Below are 15540 nucleotides of genomic sequence, written 5' to 3' on the forward strand. Positions count from 1 at the left end.
GGCGGGCCCTACGGAGGAGCAGGCGGGCCCTACACCCGCACCGCGCCCAGGGCGGCCAGGGCCCGCCGCGCCACCTCGCGTCCGATCGGCAGTGAGGCCGTGGCGGCCGGGGAGGGGGCGTTCAGCACATGGACCGTCCGCGGGGCCTCGGCGAACAGGAAATCGTCCACCAGAGAGCCGTCCGGCAGCACCGCCTGCGCACGGACACCCGCCGGGGCCGGCACCAGATCGGCGGGGGAGACCTCGGGCAGCATCCTGCGCACCGCCTCGGTGAAGGCGCTCTTGGAGAGCGAGCGGCGCAGTTCACCGGCTCCGTACCGCCAGTGCCGGCGGGCTATCCGCCAGGAACCGGGGAACGCCAGCGTGCCGGCCAGCTCGGCGGGGCGGAGCGTCCGCCAGTCGTAGCCCTCGCGGGCCAGTGCGGGGACGGCATTGGGCCCGATGTGCACCTGTCCGTCGACGCCCCGGGTGAGATGGACGCCCAGGAACGGGAACGCCGGGTCCGGCACCGGATAGACCAGGCCCCGGACCAGCCCGGCACGGCCGGGCGCCAGCGCGTAGTACTCCCCCCGGAACGGGACGATCCGCATCCCCGGCTCGTCCCCGGCCAGCCGCGCCACCCGGTCGCTGTGCAGCCCCGCGCAGTTCACGAGGGCCCGCGCCCGCAGCACCGCGCCGTCGGCGGTGCGCACGGCCACCGACGAGGAGCGGCGGCCGATGGCCCGCACCTCGGCGCCGTACCGGATGCTCGCACCGGCCTCCTCCGCGAGCCGGGCCAGCCGGCGGGCGACCGCCCCGTAGTCGCAGACCCCGGTGGAGCCGACATGGATCGCGGCCAGCCCCCGCACCGCCGGTTCGTGCTCCTGGATCTGCGCCGGGCCCAGCTCGCGCACCGGTATGCCGTGCTCCCGGCCGCGCTGCACCAGGGTGTGCAGCCGCGGCAGCTCCTCCCGCTCGGTGGCGACGATCAACTTGCCCGTGACCTCGTACGGCAGGCCCTGCTCGGCACAGAACCGCACCATCTCGGCCGCGCCCCGCACCGCGAACCGCGCCTTGAACGAGCCGGGGCGGTAGTAGATCCCGCTGTGGATCACACCGCTGTTGCGCCCCGTCTGGTGCCGCGCGGGGCCGGGCTCCTTCTCCAGCACGACCACCCGGGTGCCGGGGGCCGCGCGGGTGATCGCGTACGCCGATGACAGCCCGACGATGCCGCCGCCGATCACCAGGACGTCGCAGTCGTACGACACCGCCCCGCACCTCCCCGCTCGCGCTCCGCCTCTCCCGATGATGCCCTGGCCCACTGACAACCACCCGAAACCTGCCGGCGGAGCGCCGGCGTCCGGACACCGGCGGGTCCGGTGCCCGCGACGAGCCGGACGGGTCCGGCCCCGCGGCCGATGACGGGCCTCGCCGACGGCTCCGGCCACGGCGCTCAGGCGGGATGCCGGCATGCGCCCGCCCCGGCATGCGCTCGTGCCGGGGCGGGCGCCTGTGCCCGGCACCCGCCCGGCGGGACACGCACCCTGACCGCCCCTGCCTGCCCGGGCGCCGCGAAGCCGTCGCCCGAGTGGAAACCCGGGGCCTTCATGCGCCGCCGCGCCGCCGCGCCGCCGCGCCGTCGCCGTGAAGACCGGCGGCCCGCGCCGGGATCTAGGCCGGCGCCACCAGCAACGGCCGTGCGCGCTCCCGCAGTTCCGCCACGCGGGGCTCGTCCCCGTACGGCTCCAGGCGGTGCAGCAGGTCGCGTACGTACTCGGTGGTCCGCGCCGAGGAGATGCGCCCGGCGACCTCCACCGCCCGCGTCCCCTGCGCGCACGCGGCGTCCAGGTTCCCGGATTCCAGTTCGGCGACCGCGGCGACGACCAGCCGCAGCCCGTGCGAGCGGACGAACTCCTCCGTCGGCTGCGACAGCGCCTGTTCGGTGAAGCGCCGCACCTGCCGGGGCACCTTGAGGTCGCGGTAGCACTCCGCGGCATCGGCCGCGAACCGCCCCTCGGAGTAGAAACCGAGCCAGCTGGGGTCCTGGTCGCCAGGCCGGGAGCGCTCGAGCCAGCCCTCGGCGGACCGCAGGGCGGCGCTCGCCGCGTGCGAGTCGCCGGCCTTGGCGTGGGCGCGGGCCTCGACGAGCCGGAAGAAGCTCATGGTGCGGGCGGTGGCGAGGCCGCGATTGCGTTCGACGGCGGCCTGGGCGAGGTCCACGCCCTCGTCGGCGAAGCCCCGGTAGGTGGCCTGGAGGCTCATGGAGGCCAGGACGTAGCCGCCCAGCGGCACGTCGGCCGCGGCGCGCGCGAGCCGCAGCGCCTGGATGTAGTAGCGCTGGGCCGCCTCCTGCTGACCGGTGTCGAAGGCCATCCACCCGGCGAGCCGGGTGAGTTCGGCGGTCGCGCCGAACAGGGAGCGCCCGACTTCGTCGCTGTACGAGCCGAGGAGCAGCGGTGCCGCGTCGACCCGCAGGCACTCGGGGACCATCGACGAACGCCAGTCGCCGCCGCCGTACTTGGAGTCCCAGCGGCGGGCGTCCTCGGCGGCCTCGCGGAGCTTGGTGACGTCGCTGTGCCCGACGCGCTGCGGCGTGCCGTCGGCACTGCCGGCCTCGGCCTCCCTCGGGTCCCGTGCGGCGTTGCTGTCGGCCGGGGTGATCAGCCAGCGCGAGGCGGGCGTCGCGTAGGCGCTGACGGCGAACGATCCGGCCAGGCTCTGCCAGATGCCGCCACTGCCGGCCCTGCGCCCGGCGAGGTCGAGGCGGTACAGCTCGGTGGCCGAGCGGACCGCGGCACCGACGGCGCGCGGGAAGGCGAGACCGACCTCGGGCGCCGGATCGGCGTCGGCCAGACCTATCTCGTGGAGAGGCACGGGGCGGCCGAGCTTGCTGCCGATGGCGGCGGCGATGAGATGGGGCGCGGCACCCTGCGGAACCATGCCCTTGGAGACCCATCTGGCCACCGAGGTCTTGTCGTAGCGGAGCGTCAGACCGCGCTGCGCTCCGAGGTCGTTGACCCGGCGCGCCAGGCCGGCATTGCTGATGCCCGCGAGGGCGAGAACGGTGCCGAGCTTCTCGTTCGGCCCGCGTTGCTCCCTGGACATGAGCCACCCCTCGACACACCGACGGCCGCCCCGGCATAGGCACGGGGCATTCGTAAGCCCAGCGTAGTTGCCCATATCCCGACCGTTAAGGGGCGAAGTACCGGTTGGCGTGAATGTGGCCGTGGCGGGGAGCGTGCCCGGACCCGTGCCCCGGGGACGTGCGGCCTTGCGCCCGGATGTGCGCGGTGTCCCGGCCAGGACGAGAGCGCTTCCATGAGGAGCGCGTGGGTCGGCCCGCTGCACCGGATCCAGTGGGCCGGGGGGACCCGCCGCCTCATTCCCCGCGGGCGGCGGGACGGTCCGGGAGACGGCGGCCGTCTCCCGGACCGCGCCGTTCCCGTTGGTTGTGCCCACCCCTGCGGTCGTCGGAACTTGGCTGGTTTTCGCCCTTCTCAACAGGGCGCACGGCATGGGAGTGCATGCTCCCCCGACCGCCCCTTGTGCGCCGTCCCCATGGCAGCATGGAGCATGACGGGACCATATTGCCCCGGCCAGTGGCCAGTTGGCGGGCGTGCCGCTCCCGGAGCGTCGCCGGGCCGATGCCGGACCTGTCGGACTACTGTGCACGATGAACTGCGTGCGGCGGGTACGGGGTTGCCCACGGGCTGTGGAGGCGGCGATGCGGTGGTTGGTGGGATGGAGCAGTGCCGCCGCAGGCGCTTCCCGCACGGCGTGGAGCCCGACCGCCGACGGCGGCGACACCCCCGTCCATCCCGTCGGCTCCCAGCCGCTCTGGAGCGGACCGGATCCGCTCTGGGCCGTCGGTGACTGGCGGCCCGACGAGATCCGCGTCGTCCAGTCCGACCCGTTCACCCGGATCGCCGTGCTCGGCTGCTGCGGTGCCACCGACGAGGAGCTGCGCGTCGCGTTGTTCGCCGCCCGCGGCGGCGCCCTGCGGCACCTCACGGCCTGGCCGGGCGCGTACACCGCCGTCCTGCAGGTCGGGCGCCGCATCACCGTCACCGGCGACCTGGCCGGCGCCCGCCCCGTCTTCCACACCCCCTGGCGCGGCGGCACCGCGTACGCCACCGCGGCCCTGCCGCTCGCCGACCTCGTCGAGGCACAGCTCGACGTCGGCCACCTCGCCGCACTGCTCGCCTGCCCCGATTCCCCGGAGGCCCTGCGCGACGGCACCCCGTACCTGGGCGTCAGACGGGTGCCGCCCGGTCACGCGCTCATCCTCCGCGACGGGGCGCGCGAGATCACCGGGTACGAACCGACCGCCTCGCTCGCCGTCGCGGCGCCCCAACTCGACCCGGCGCAGGCCGTCGACGGAGTGCGAGACGCCCTCGTCGAAGCCGTACGCGCCCGCCTCGCCGCCCCGCGGCACGCTCCGGAGGCCGAGCCGGCCGACCCGGGCCCCGTGCCCGGCATGGGGCCCGCGGAGCGCCGCGCGGCGCGCGGGGCCCCGGCCCCCGGCATAGGCGCCGACCTCTCGGGCGGCAGCGCCTCCTCCACCCTCGCCCTGCTCGCCGCCGGCCTCCCGGGCAACCCCGGTACGGTCCTGGGCCACCACGGCACCGGCACCGGCGCCGGCGAGCGGCTGCTCGCCGTCACCTTCAACGATCTCGCCGCGGGCGGCGGCCGGGAACGCGAGGCCGAACTGGAGCGGGCCCGCAGCCTCGCCGCCAACCCCCGTCTGCACCACGTCGTCGTCCCCGGGGGCGAGGAGGCTCTGCCGTACGCCGGCCTCGACACCGTCTTCCTCACCGACGAGCCGGGCCCGTCCCTCGTCACCGCCGCCCGGCACCGCTACCGGCTCGCCGCGGGCAGCGCCGACCACATCGTCGGCCACGGCGCGCGCCAAGTGCTCGACGCCCACCCCGCCCGCCTCGCCGACCTGCTGCTCGACCGCCAGCGGCGACGGCTGCTGCGGCCGATGGCGGCCCTGGTCCGCGCCGACGGCCCCAGCGCCCAGTCGCTCTTCGTACCGTTCACCGTCTACCGCGCGGCGCGCCGCCTCGCCCGCACGCCCTACCGCGAGGGCGTGCGCGACGTGGCGGGGATGCTGCTGGAACGCCGCTTCACCGACGCGAACGGCCAGGGCGGCCAGATCCGCGGCCTTCCGGTGACGGCCGCCGACGCGGGTGCCGTCGACGCCTCCCTCGCCGCGCTCGCCTGGTGCCGCCCCGGCCCGGCGGCACGCTGGCTGACGGGCGAGGCGCTCGCCGAGGTGTCGGTGCGCCTCCACGACGCGGCGTCCCGGCCCGGCACCGTGGAGCGCCCCGGTGAGCGGCGCGCCAACGCCGCGCTCGCCCGCCACGCGGCCGACCACCGGGTCTTCGAACAGGCCGCCGAGATCAGAAACCAGCGGCTGCACGCGCCCTTCCTCGACAACCAGGTCGTCCGTGCCTGCCGCGCGCTCCCCGAGGCGCTCCGCGTACAACCGGGGGCGCGCGCCTCGGTGTTGCGCACCGTGCTGGCGGGTGCGGGCATCCACGACCTGCCCGCCGGCTGGGGAGCGCCCTCCCAGGCGTCCCAGGCGGCCTCCGTCCGGGCCGGACTGCGGGCCTCGGTCGACGGGCTCGTGGCCCTCTTCGACGCGCCGCTGCTGGCGGACGCCGGGCTGGTGGAGGCGCGGGTGGTGCGCAAGGCGCTGCGCGCGGCGGCCCAGGGTGAACCGGTGCCGCTGGACGGCCTGGCCGAACTCGTCTCCACCGAGCTCTGGTTGCGCCGGCTGATCGCGCGCCGGGGGAGCTGCTGGACGGGCTCGGAGGCGCCGCGTCAGCGTGCGGTGTCCGGAGGGGTACCGGGGACCTCACGACCGGCTCTGTGAGCCGCTGAGCCGTCCTGCGGCGGTGGCGGGGTGACCCCGTTGGCCTATTGGCCCGTTGGCCCGTTGGCCCGGATCGGCGGGCGGTCGGGCTCCGGGATCGGTCCGCCGGGGACCTCGCCCCGGCGGCCGCCACCGGACGCCGGGACGCGCCGGAAGGACCGCGGACTGGCGAGCCCGCCGGAAGACTCCCGCGAACTCGCCGGGCGGGGCGGCGGCCCGCGAACACGCCGCCCGGAAGCGGAGAAACGGCGGCTCGGCACCGGACCGTACCGGACGGGAGCGCTTGGGACCGGACCGTACGCGACCGCCGGGGCCGCCGTTCCGGCTCCGCTCGCCGGGCAGCCGGTGCTGCCGTCCACGGCCGCGCCCGGCAGGCGGCCGCCGCGCCGCCTCGCCGCCGCGCCGCCTCGCCGCCGCGCCGCCTCGCGGTCCGGGCGTTACCGGGCCGGCGCTCAGCGGCAGGTGATGCGCGCACCCGCCCAGTCCGCCAGCGCCTGCGGACTTCGCTGGTGCGGCTCGACGACCAGCCGGACGGTCCGGACACCCGCCAGCGGCACCTGGACCGGCACAGCCGCGTCCCCGTCGCGCAGGACACGCGAACGCCACAGCAGCGCGCCGTCCCCGTGGACGGAGAACCGGGCCGCCCCCGGCACCGGTCGCAGGTCGTCCAGCCCGACCCGTGCCTCGAACGCCGTGCACACCCGGTTGAGATCGATGGTGACGGAGGACCGGGCCCGCACGGTCACTCCCGTGCGGAACACCTCACCGCCGATCGTGATGCCTTGGCGCGGCCACAGCCAGGAGCTCTCGGCGCCGCGCACCTCCGGCCCCGTGCCGTCGCCGTGCGTGTCATACGCCAGTTCGCCGACGTCAAAGGCCAGCGGGGCCGGTTTGGGCTCGACGGGGGGCCCGGCGGAGGTGGGGACGGGAGCGGAGGACGGCTGCGACGAACCGGAGGCGGACGCCGAGGGAGACGACGGGGGACCACTGGACGCGGACGGGACAGCGCCCGGGGAGGACGGACCCGCAAAGGCGCCCCCGGACCCCGCCGGTCCCGCCGGCCCCGTCGGCTTCGACGGACCCCTGGACGCGTCCGGCCCCGGACCGGACGGAGTCCCGGACGCGGCCGCCGCGGCCGTCTCCCGCCCCGTCTGCGCCGGCGTGGCCTCCGGCCCGGGAGGCGCTTCCGGCGCCGGAAGACGGCCCGCCCCGGAGCTGGGGCCCGGCTCCCCGGGAGCACCGGGCGCCGGGGCAAGGCCGGCCCGCGGCCCGCTGTCCGGCGCGCCGACACCCCCGGCCAGGACGATGAGCGTCGCGGTGGCCGCGGCCGCCAGCCCGGCCGCCGACCCCATCCGCGCCAGCACACCGGCGCCCTCGGCGACGGCCCGGGCCGCCCCCGCTCCGCCCCCCGGACGCCTCCGCACGGTCACGCCGGCCGGCTGCCGCGGATATCCGGCCGCCATCGGACCGAGAACGGCTGCGGGCAGTGCCATCCGCAGCCGGACGCCTGCGTCCGCCGCGTCCCGTACGGCCGCCCGGCACCCTGCGCAGGCCCCGAGGTGCCGGCGTAACGCCCGGACCGTGCGCGCCCGCAGGCCGCCCTCGGCACCGGCAGTGAGGAGCGGTGCGGCACGGGCGCAGTCCACGCCTCCGGCCGGTGCCTCCGCCAACCGGAGCCGCAGGCAGCCCTGTTCCAGCCCTTTCCGCGCCCGGTGTGCCAGCGCGGCGGCGGCCTCGGGGCGCAGTCCGAGCAGCCGGGCGGTGTTCTCCGGCGACTCGGCCTCGACCACGGTGTGCCAGAGCAGGGTCTGCCAGCGCGCGGGCAGACCGCGGAAAGCCCGGACGGCCTCCGAGCGCTCCGCCTCCCGCATCGTGCGGACCGCGGCGACCGCCTCGGCCCGGCCGCCCCCGGCCTCGTTCCCGGATCTGGCCTCGGCCCCGTTCCCGGCCTCAGCCTCGTTCCCGGATCCGGCCGGCGGCCCGGGCGAACGGGCGGAGCCCTCGTCCTCCGCCAGGGCGGCGAAGCCGGCGAACCCGGGATGGAGGCGGCCGTCCTTCCCGGCCCGGGCCCACTCCGCGGCCACCCGGCGGACGGTCAGCAGGAGACGGATCCGCTCGGGCGCCTCCGGACGTATCCCGGCACGGACCTCGCGGAGCGTGCGGGCGAACGCCTCGGTGGTGAGGTCGTCGGCCGAGTCGGCGTCGGGACAGCAGTCGCGGGCGTGACGCCGGACGGCCACGGCATGGCGCCGGAAGAACTCCTCGAAGGCCGTGTCGTCCCCGTCCGCGGTCCGCCGGAGCAGATCCGCGTCGGCCGGCGACGGCCCGCCCGGATCGGACGTCGGTTGCTCAGATCCCATGGCAGAAGCCCCCGTACCCGATGACACATCCGAGCCCCCGGGAAAGACTGCCACAAGGCCGGGCCCCGCCCCCATACAAGAGGCCGGAACCACCCGCCGGACAGGGGAACTTCGCGGGAAAAGGCGCGAAGGCCACCCTGCCCGGCGGAATGAGGGACGTCCTGCCGGACCGGCACGCGGACCGGACCCGGTCCCCGCGGAAGGACAGCGGAAGCCCCGCCCTCAGAGCGCGCGCGGGCGCAGCCCCTCCAGCAGGATGTCCAGAAGCCGTGCCGACGCCGCTTGCTGCTGCGCCGCGTCGGGCAACGCCGGAGCCGCGGTGGCTATCACGAGCAGAACGTCGGCGACCGTCACATCACCGCGCAGCTCACCGGCGGCCCGGGCACGCTCGACCAACTGCCCCACGACGTCCAGCAGGACCGCGGCGCCCGGGTCGTGCTCGGCCGGCTCGGGGCCCCGCTCGACGAGCCGCAGATCCGGCTGGCTCTGCCCCGGGACGGCGGCCGGCTGCCGCTGCTGCGGCACCCGGGCCGTGGTGGCGTCCGCCCCCTCGCTGTCCGGGCCGACGCCGACCCGCAGCACCTGCGGCGGCAGCAGCCGGCCGGCTCCGGAGGCGACGGAGGTGCGCAGGAAGCGGGAGAGAGCCGACCACGGCTCCTCCTCCTGCCCCAGGGCCGCCCGCGCCTGCTCGGTCAGACGCGCGGTCTCCTCCTCGGCTATTCGCCGTACGAGAACGTCCTTGCTCGGGAAACGCCGGTAGACGGTGCCCACGCCGACCCGGGCCCGCCGTGCGACATCCTCCATCGGTGCCCCGTAGCCCAGTTCGCCGAAGACCTCGCGTGCCGCCCGCAGGACGTGCTCCAGATTGCGCTGTGCGTCCACCCGCAACGGCGTCGAGCGCGTCGCGCCGATCATGTCGGGCGTGTCCGCTGCCGCCCGTGCACTGCCGTCCGGTGCGGAGGCGAGAGCGGTCGGCCAATGAGAACTCTGCGTATGCATGTGTTTTCCCCCGGTAAATGACGTCTCCCCCCGGAGACTCCCCGCCGTGACTGCCGGGAGACGGTCTGGCTCCCCCGACGGGATACGAACATAGTTGAGCCCAGGCCCGGAAAGAAGAGGGCAGTTCCGCACAGACCGCCCCCCGGGCGGCGCGGAGGACCGTCCGGCTCCGGTCCGCGTGTTCCGTGCGGTGACCGGCCCCGCGCTGACCTGCGGAGCTGTGCCGGCCCTCACGGAATGACCCGTTCCGCGGGTCGTGGCAGGCCGGTCATACATTTCGCGGGGCCTGTGGACAAACGGCCGCCGCCGGTGCGTCATGGGAGGGTGCCGTGCTTTCAGGGAGCGGGCACGGCGGAACGACATCGCGAGGAGACCCTCTGTGACGGAACCGGCGCGCATTCTCGTGGTCGGCGGTGGCTGTGTCGGGATGTACACCGCGCTGCGGCTCCAGCGGAGACTCAAACGAGACGAGGCACTGATCACGGTGCTCGACCCCGAGCCCTACATGACGTACCAGCCGTTCCTGCCGGAAGCCGCGGCCGGCTCGATCTCCCCGCGCCATGTCGTCGTCCCGCTGCGGCGGGTGCTGAGGAAGTGTCAGGTGGTGGTCGGCGAGGCCACGGCCATCGACCACGCGGCGCGTACCGCGACCGTGCGGACCCTCGCCACCGAGGAGGAGGGCGCCGCGCCCGTCGAGATCGGCTACGACGAGCTGGTGCTGGCCCCCGGCTCGGTCTCCCGGACCCTCCCCGTCCCCGGACTCGCCGAACTCGGCATCGGCTTCAAGACGGTCGAGGAAGCCATCATGCTCCGCAACCACGTCCTGGAGCAGCTCGACATCGCCTCCTCGACCCGCGACCCGGCGGTCCGCGACGCCGCCCTCACCTTCGTCTTCGTCGGCGGCGGCTACGCGGGCGTGGAGGCGATCGCCGAGCTGGAGGACATGGCCCGCTACGCCCTGCGCTACTACCACAACGTCGAACCCGAGGACATGAAGTGGATCCTCGTCGAGGCCACCGGGCGCATCCTGCCCGAGGTCGGCGAGGAGATGGGCACCTACGCCGTCCGCGAACTGCGCGGCCGCAACATCGACATCCGCCTGGACACCCGGCTCGAATCCTGTGAGAAACGGGTCGCCGTGCTCAGCGACGGCTCCCGTTTCCCCACCCGCACCCTCGTGTGGACGGCAGGCGTCAGACCGCATCCCGTGCTCGCCGCGTCCGGCCTGCCGCTGGACGGCCGGGGCCGGCTGCGGTGCACGGCGGACCTGCGTGTCGAGGGCGCCGGGCACGCCTGGGCCGCGGGTGACGCCGCCGCCGTACCGGACCTGGCCGCGGGCACACCGGACGCCCTTTGCGCCCCCAACGCCCAGCACGCGGTGCGCCAGGCGCGGACCCTCGCCGACAACCTCGTCGCCTCGCTCCGCGGCGGCAGGACCAAGGACTACGAGCACGCCCACGCCGGATCGGTCGCCTCCCTGGGCCTCCACAAAGGCGTCGCACACGTGTACGGCAGAAAGATCAAGGGCTATCCGGCCTGGTTCATGCACCGCGTCTATCATCTCGGCCGGGTGCCGACCTTCAACCGCAAGGCCCGGGTGATCGCCGAATGGTCCCTCGCCGGACTCTTCAAACGCGAGATCGTCTCTCTCGGTTCACTGGAGCACCCCCGCGCCGAATTCGAACTCGCGGCCGGGGCAGATCACCCATCCGACGGCAGATGACCCGAAGACGAAGGAAGCCGGAACCCGGCGATCGGCGGCCTCGTCTGACGGATGTCAGCCCGGTCCGCCACACTGGGCATGTGACCATCAAGGGTGGGCTCACACCCGTCAGGAGAGCCGCTGCCTCCCCGTTCCCGGGCAGCGGCGTCCGGCGGCACCCCCGGGCCCCGCTCCCCTTCCCGAACCAGCACACCAGCGGCATTCCCCGGCCGTCCCGCTGATCCGAAGCGACATCACGAGGCAAATCTCAGTGAACTTCACGCGCTGGAGCGCCCGGCTCCCCGGTACACAGCGACGCGCCGCGGTGCGGTCCGGCCGCGACGGCAGTCCCCAGGCTCCGTCCGCGCCGGGCAGCTCCGTGCCCACCGCCCGCGAGGAGCGGCCGGAGCCCTTCGAGACGTCACCACCGGCCGGGCCCCGGGGCGGTGCGGGCGCCCGCCCGCCCGCGCGGGAGCTGCTGGCACGGGACGTACTCGACCAGGTGCCCGGACTGGTCGCGGTCGTCCACGGCCCGGAACACCGCATCGCCTACGTCAACGACGCCTACACCACCGTCTTCGGCGACCGTTCCCTGGGCGGCCGCGCCCGGGACCTGCTGCCGGAGCTCACGGAGCTCGGCCTGCTGCCGCTCATGGACCAGGTCCTGCGCAGTGGCAAGCCACGCACCCTCAAGGCCCGGCGCGCCCGCGGGCTGTCCCGCTCCGGCCATTACACCTTCACCTGCACCCCCATCGAACTCTCGCCCGCGGACGGGCCGGACGGGAAACCGCACGCCGACGCGGCAGCCGCCCCCGCCGCTTCCGGCACGTCGACGGGCCCGTCCCCGGACGGAGCGGCCCTCGGCGACGCGTCTCCCGACGGTGCGGCTCGGCCCGACGCCCCACCATCCGGCCCCTCCTCGGGCGGCGCGATTCCCCCCGCCTCCGGCGGCACCGCGACGGCCGACGGCGACGGCCACCCGGACGGTGCCCGCGACCGCGCGGCGGCACGGGCCCTTCCGCGCGCGGCGGGGGCCGCGGAGCGCCGCCCGCCCCGGCCCGGCGCACCCCGTAAGGGCGTCATGGTCTTCGCCACGGACGTCACCGACCAGGTGGAGGCCGCCGAGCGGCTGCGCACGAGCGAGCGCCGCCAGCGCGAGACCGCCGTCACACTCCAGCGCAGCCTGCTCCCGCAGAAGCTCGAACAGCCCGACGACCTTCGGGTCGCGGCCACTTACCAGCCGGGCGGCACCGACGAGGCCGTGGGCGGCGACTGGTACGACGTCATCACCCTCGGCGCCGGCCGCACCGCCCTCGTCATCGGCGACGTCATGGGACGCGGGGTCCGCGCGGCGGCGGTCATGGGCCAACTCCGCACCGCCGTAAGGGCCTACGCCCGGCTCGACCTGCCTCCGCACGAGGTGCTGCAGCTCCTCGACGGACTCGCCGCCGAAATCGACCCCCATCAGATCGCCACCTGCCTCTACGCCGTCCACGACCCCAACGAGAACCGGCTCGTCCACGCCTCCGCCGGCCATCTGCCGATCATCGTCCGCAATGCCGACGGCACCACTCGCCGGGCCTCCGAACCCACCGGCCCACCGCTCGGCACCGGAGGCTGGGTGCACACCTCCGGCTCCGTACCGCTGGAGCCCGGCGCCACCGCCGTGCTGTACACCGACGGACTCGTCGAGCGCCGCGACGCCGACATCGACGACGGCGTCTCCGCGCTCGAACAGGCCCTCGCGGGCGCCGACGGCGCCCCGCAGGCCGTCTGCGACCGGCTGATCCGCGCCCTCGGAGTCACCGCCGACCATGACGACGACGTAGCCGTCCTCGTCCTCCAGCACCCCGCCCGCACCGGACACGACGCGGAGCTCTTCCACAACGCCGCCCTGGACCTCCTCGGCGGTGTCGAAGCGGCCCCCCGCGCCCGCGCGTTCGCCTCGGGCGTCCTCACCAGCTGGCGTTTCCCCACCGAACTGCACGATTTGGGCGTCCTGGCCGCGAGCGAACTGGTCGCCAACTCCCTCCAGCACGGCATCCCGCCGATGCGGCTCCGGCTGCGCCGCACGGACCGCCGTCTGATCGTCGAGGTGACGGACGGGGACGACCACCTGCCGCGCCGCCGCCGCGCCGAACCGGTGGACGAGTCCGGCCGCGGCATCTCGATCATCGCGACCATCGCCTCCTCCTGGGGCTCCCGGCGGACCCCGGGCGGCGGCAAGGCCGTCTGGTGCGAATTCGCCCTTCCCGACACCTGCCGCTCTCCGCACCCCTGACAGAGTCTCCGCCGCGGGAAGCCTCACCCCCTGACCTCGGCCCTATGAATCCCGGACCCGCCGACGGTTATTCACCCCGCCAACCGCCAACCGCCAACCGCCAACAGCCCCCGACAGGGCACCGAGCAGTGTCCCGGTGAGCCGTCAGGCTCCCACGGCCACTGGTGCCGGGGCGGTCGCCTCGGTGCCGGCCACCGCCATGACCGGGCGTGCCGCCGCCCGCAGCGGGCTGTCCTGCTCGGGGCTGAGGCGTCTCCCCAGCCGCAGGGCCAGCACCGAGATGGCCAGTGAACAGACGATCAGCATTGCGATATACGCCGTGTACGCCCCGGCGCCGGCCATGAGCCCGCCCACCGCGGGTCCGGCCGCCAGCGCCAACTGCTTCACCAGTGCGAAGGCGGAGTTGTACCGGCCGATCAGCTCTCGGGGAGCCAGGTCCGCCACCAGCGGTGCCATGGTCGGCGACAACATCGCCTCACCCAGTCCGAACAGCGCGTAGGTCGAGATGATCGCGGCCACCGCCACGGCGTGATGGCCGTGCACAAGCCCCGACGCGCCGGCCGCCACCCAGGCCAGGGTCCATATCAGCCCGACCAGGGCGATGACACGGCTCCGCCGCCGCCTTTCCACCAGGCGCAGGACCACGAACTGGGCCAGCACGATGACCGCGGTGTTGGCGGCCAGGGCAACCCCGAGGGTGGCGGGCGATATGCGCGCGACGTCGACCGCGAAAGCGGAGAGCCCCGACTCGAACTGTCCGTAGCAGGCGAAGAACATGACAAAGCCCAGTACACACAAACTCATCATCGACCGGTCCCGGAGCAGAGCCCGCCAGCCGTTCCCGCCGCCGTCAGCCGGAACGGACTCGCCGGATCCGGACTCGGCACCCGCTGCCTTCGCCGGCCGCACGGAAGCCACCGTCGCGCCGAGCACGAGGAACATCACGGCCTCGATCCCGAACAGCAGCACGAAGCTCGCGGCACGTGAGACGTCCACGATCAGCCCGCCGAGCAGGCCACCGATACCCAGGCCCAGGTTGGCCAGGAAGAACTGTGTGGCGAACGCCCGCGAACGCGTGGAGGGCGACGAGCACCAGACGATCAGCGTGGCCAGGGCGGGCTGGATCACCGATATCCCCGTGCCCAGCAGCGCCGCCGCCGCGATGACCAGGACTTCGGTCGACGCCAGTCCCATCCCGGCCGACCCGGCGGCCGCAGCGACGGAACCCACGAGCACCACCGGCAGCGGTCCCCGCCGGTCGATGATCCGCCCGGTGAACGGCAACACCATCAGGGCGGCCACGGCGAAGACCGCCAGCACGATCCCCGCCGTGCCCGCCCCGAGATCCCGCACCCGCGCCACATAGAGGAAGAGGTACGGGACGGTGAAGCCGTTGCCGAACGCGCTCAGCGCGTTGCCCAGCTGGATCCGGCGCAGCGCGGCGCTCATCGCGGTGGTCACACTCACCTGCCCAGGTCGTGGAGGAGGAGGAAGCGGGAGGGAGAGGCGGGACCGGTCGGAGTCCAGCCTCGAAGACTTTGAACCTAAACTTCGAAGGTGAAGAGTACACACCCGAAGCCTTCGACGCCAAAGAGATGCATGCCATACTGCCCGCCATGTCTGACAACGCCACCGAGGACGAGCCGACCATCGAGGAGCAGATCGCCGCCTACCAGCGCGAGTTCCGGGACCTCGACCCCCAGGTCGAGCAGGTCGTCTCGTCGTTGCAGCGACTGAACCGGAGGATGAACGTCGCCTATGGCAGGCAGACCGCCACCCTCGGCATGAGCAACGCCGAATGGGAGGTCCTCCAAGCTCTGGTCCTCTCCGGTGCGCCCTACCGGCTGGGGCCCGGAGACCTGGCCAAGCGCCTCGGTCTGACGCCGGCCGCGATGACCCACCGCATCGACCGCATGGTGGGGGAGGGGCTCGTCACCCGGGAACGCGATGAGAGCAACCGCGTCCGCGTCATCGTCGAGCTGACGGCAGCCGGCCGGGAGAAGTGGCTGGAGGTGATGCGCCTGGCGACCGTCTTCGAGGAAGGGCTCCTCCAGGACCTGACGACCGCGGAGCGAGCTCTGCTGGGAGAGCTGCTCACCCGCCTCCTCCGGCGGGTCGAGGACGCCCAGCCCGACGCCGAAGGGCGCCTCAGCGACCTGGACTGACGCCGGTTGACACCTTCCACGACCATCCGTAGTGTTCTCCGGGTTGCCACGGATCCCTCAAGGGTCCACGGCAACCACCTCGCGCCGCGTCCGGCGGCACCCACTACCGCACGGCCTCCCCGATAGGGGATCGATTTCGGCATGCCGGAATTCGATACCGAAAGGCTCGATTA

At 74.5% G+C, this 15540-nt stretch carries 9 protein-coding genes; 4 read left to right on the forward strand and 5 right to left on the reverse strand.

The window, feature by feature from the left end; translation table 11 throughout:
* Positions 1-29: 29 nt before the first annotated feature.
* Complete coding sequence (gene lhgO / locus IF83_RS0124665) at positions 30-1247, reverse strand: L-2-hydroxyglutarate oxidase (RefSeq protein ID WP_030547729.1); 1218 nt, start codon at positions 1245-1247, stop codon at positions 30-32.
* A 403-nt stretch (positions 1248-1650) separates the two neighbouring features.
* Entirely contained in the window at positions 1651-3084 is a 1434-nt protein-coding gene (locus IF83_RS0124670) for a hypothetical protein (protein WP_030547732.1), read from the reverse strand.
* Between the two features lie 619 nt (positions 3085-3703).
* Here IF83_RS0124670 and IF83_RS0124675 point away from each other — a divergent pair.
* On the forward strand, positions 3704-5860 hold the full coding sequence (locus IF83_RS0124675; RefSeq protein WP_030547734.1) for an asparagine synthase-related protein: 2157 nt from the start codon (positions 3704-3706) through the stop codon (positions 5858-5860).
* 452 nt (positions 5861-6312) lie between these two features.
* Here IF83_RS0124675 and IF83_RS0124680 read toward each other — a convergent pair whose 3' ends face one another.
* Both IF83_RS0124680 and IF83_RS0124685 read right to left on the reverse strand, forming a co-directional pair.
* Entirely contained in the window at positions 6313-8220 is a 1908-nt protein-coding gene (locus IF83_RS0124680) for an NPCBM/NEW2 domain-containing protein (RefSeq protein WP_030547735.1), read from the reverse strand.
* Positions 8221-8442: 222 nt separating this feature from the next.
* Positions 8443-9219: a TetR/AcrR family transcriptional regulator gene (locus tag IF83_RS0124685; RefSeq protein WP_030547737.1), complete on the reverse strand. Its 777-nt coding sequence runs from the start codon at positions 9217-9219 to the stop codon at positions 8443-8445.
* 379 nt (positions 9220-9598) lie between these two features.
* Here IF83_RS0124685 and IF83_RS0124690 point away from each other — a divergent pair, with 379 nt between their 5' ends.
* Together IF83_RS0124690 and IF83_RS0124695 are read left to right on the forward strand one after the other, a co-directional pair.
* Positions 9599-10942: an NAD(P)/FAD-dependent oxidoreductase gene (locus tag IF83_RS0124690; RefSeq protein WP_030547738.1), complete on the forward strand. Its 1344-nt coding sequence runs from the start codon at positions 9599-9601 to the stop codon at positions 10940-10942.
* 250 nt (positions 10943-11192) lie between these two features.
* Entirely contained in the window at positions 11193-13202 is a 2010-nt protein-coding gene (locus IF83_RS0124695) for an ATP-binding SpoIIE family protein phosphatase (protein WP_030547740.1), read from the forward strand.
* Between the two features lie 144 nt (positions 13203-13346).
* Here the strand turns inward: IF83_RS0124695 and IF83_RS0124700 are convergent, their stop codons facing one another.
* Complete coding sequence (locus IF83_RS0124700; protein WP_037681194.1) at positions 13347-14663, reverse strand: MFS transporter; 1317 nt, start codon at positions 14661-14663, stop codon at positions 13347-13349.
* Positions 14664-14818: 155 nt separating this feature from the next.
* On the opposite strand from IF83_RS0124700, the gene IF83_RS0124705 reads away from it, so the two are divergent.
* Positions 14819-15367 carry a MarR family winged helix-turn-helix transcriptional regulator gene (locus IF83_RS0124705; protein WP_030547744.1) on the forward strand — a complete coding sequence of 183 codons (549 nt, stop codon included), beginning with the start codon at positions 14819-14821 and terminating at the stop codon, positions 15365-15367.
* Positions 15368-15540: the final 173 nt, after the last annotated feature.

It is taken from the genome of Streptomyces albus subsp. albus (assembly GCF_000719865.1).
GTDB lineage: Bacteria > Actinomycetota > Actinomycetes > Streptomycetales > Streptomycetaceae > Streptomyces > Streptomyces albus_E.

Bases quoted from the DNA above. Each gene is read 5' to 3' on its own strand.
- IF83_RS0124670 (WP_030547732.1), bottom strand. From the start codon at position 3,084: ATGTCCAGGGAGCAACGCGGGCCGAACGAGAAGCTCGGCACCGTTCTC.
- IF83_RS0124675 (WP_030547734.1), top strand. From the start codon at position 3,704: ATGCGGTGGTTGGTGGGATGGAGCAGTGCCGCCGCAGGCGCTTCCCGC.
- IF83_RS0124680 (WP_030547735.1), bottom strand. From the start codon at position 8,220: ATGGGATCTGAGCAACCGACGTCCGATCCGGGCGGGCCGTCGCCGGCC.
- IF83_RS0124685 (WP_030547737.1), bottom strand. From the start codon at position 9,219: ATGCATACGCAGAGTTCTCATTGGCCGACCGCTCTCGCCTCCGCACCG.
- IF83_RS0124705 (WP_030547744.1), top strand. From the start codon at position 14,819: ATGTCTGACAACGCCACCGAGGACGAGCCGACCATCGAGGAGCAGATC.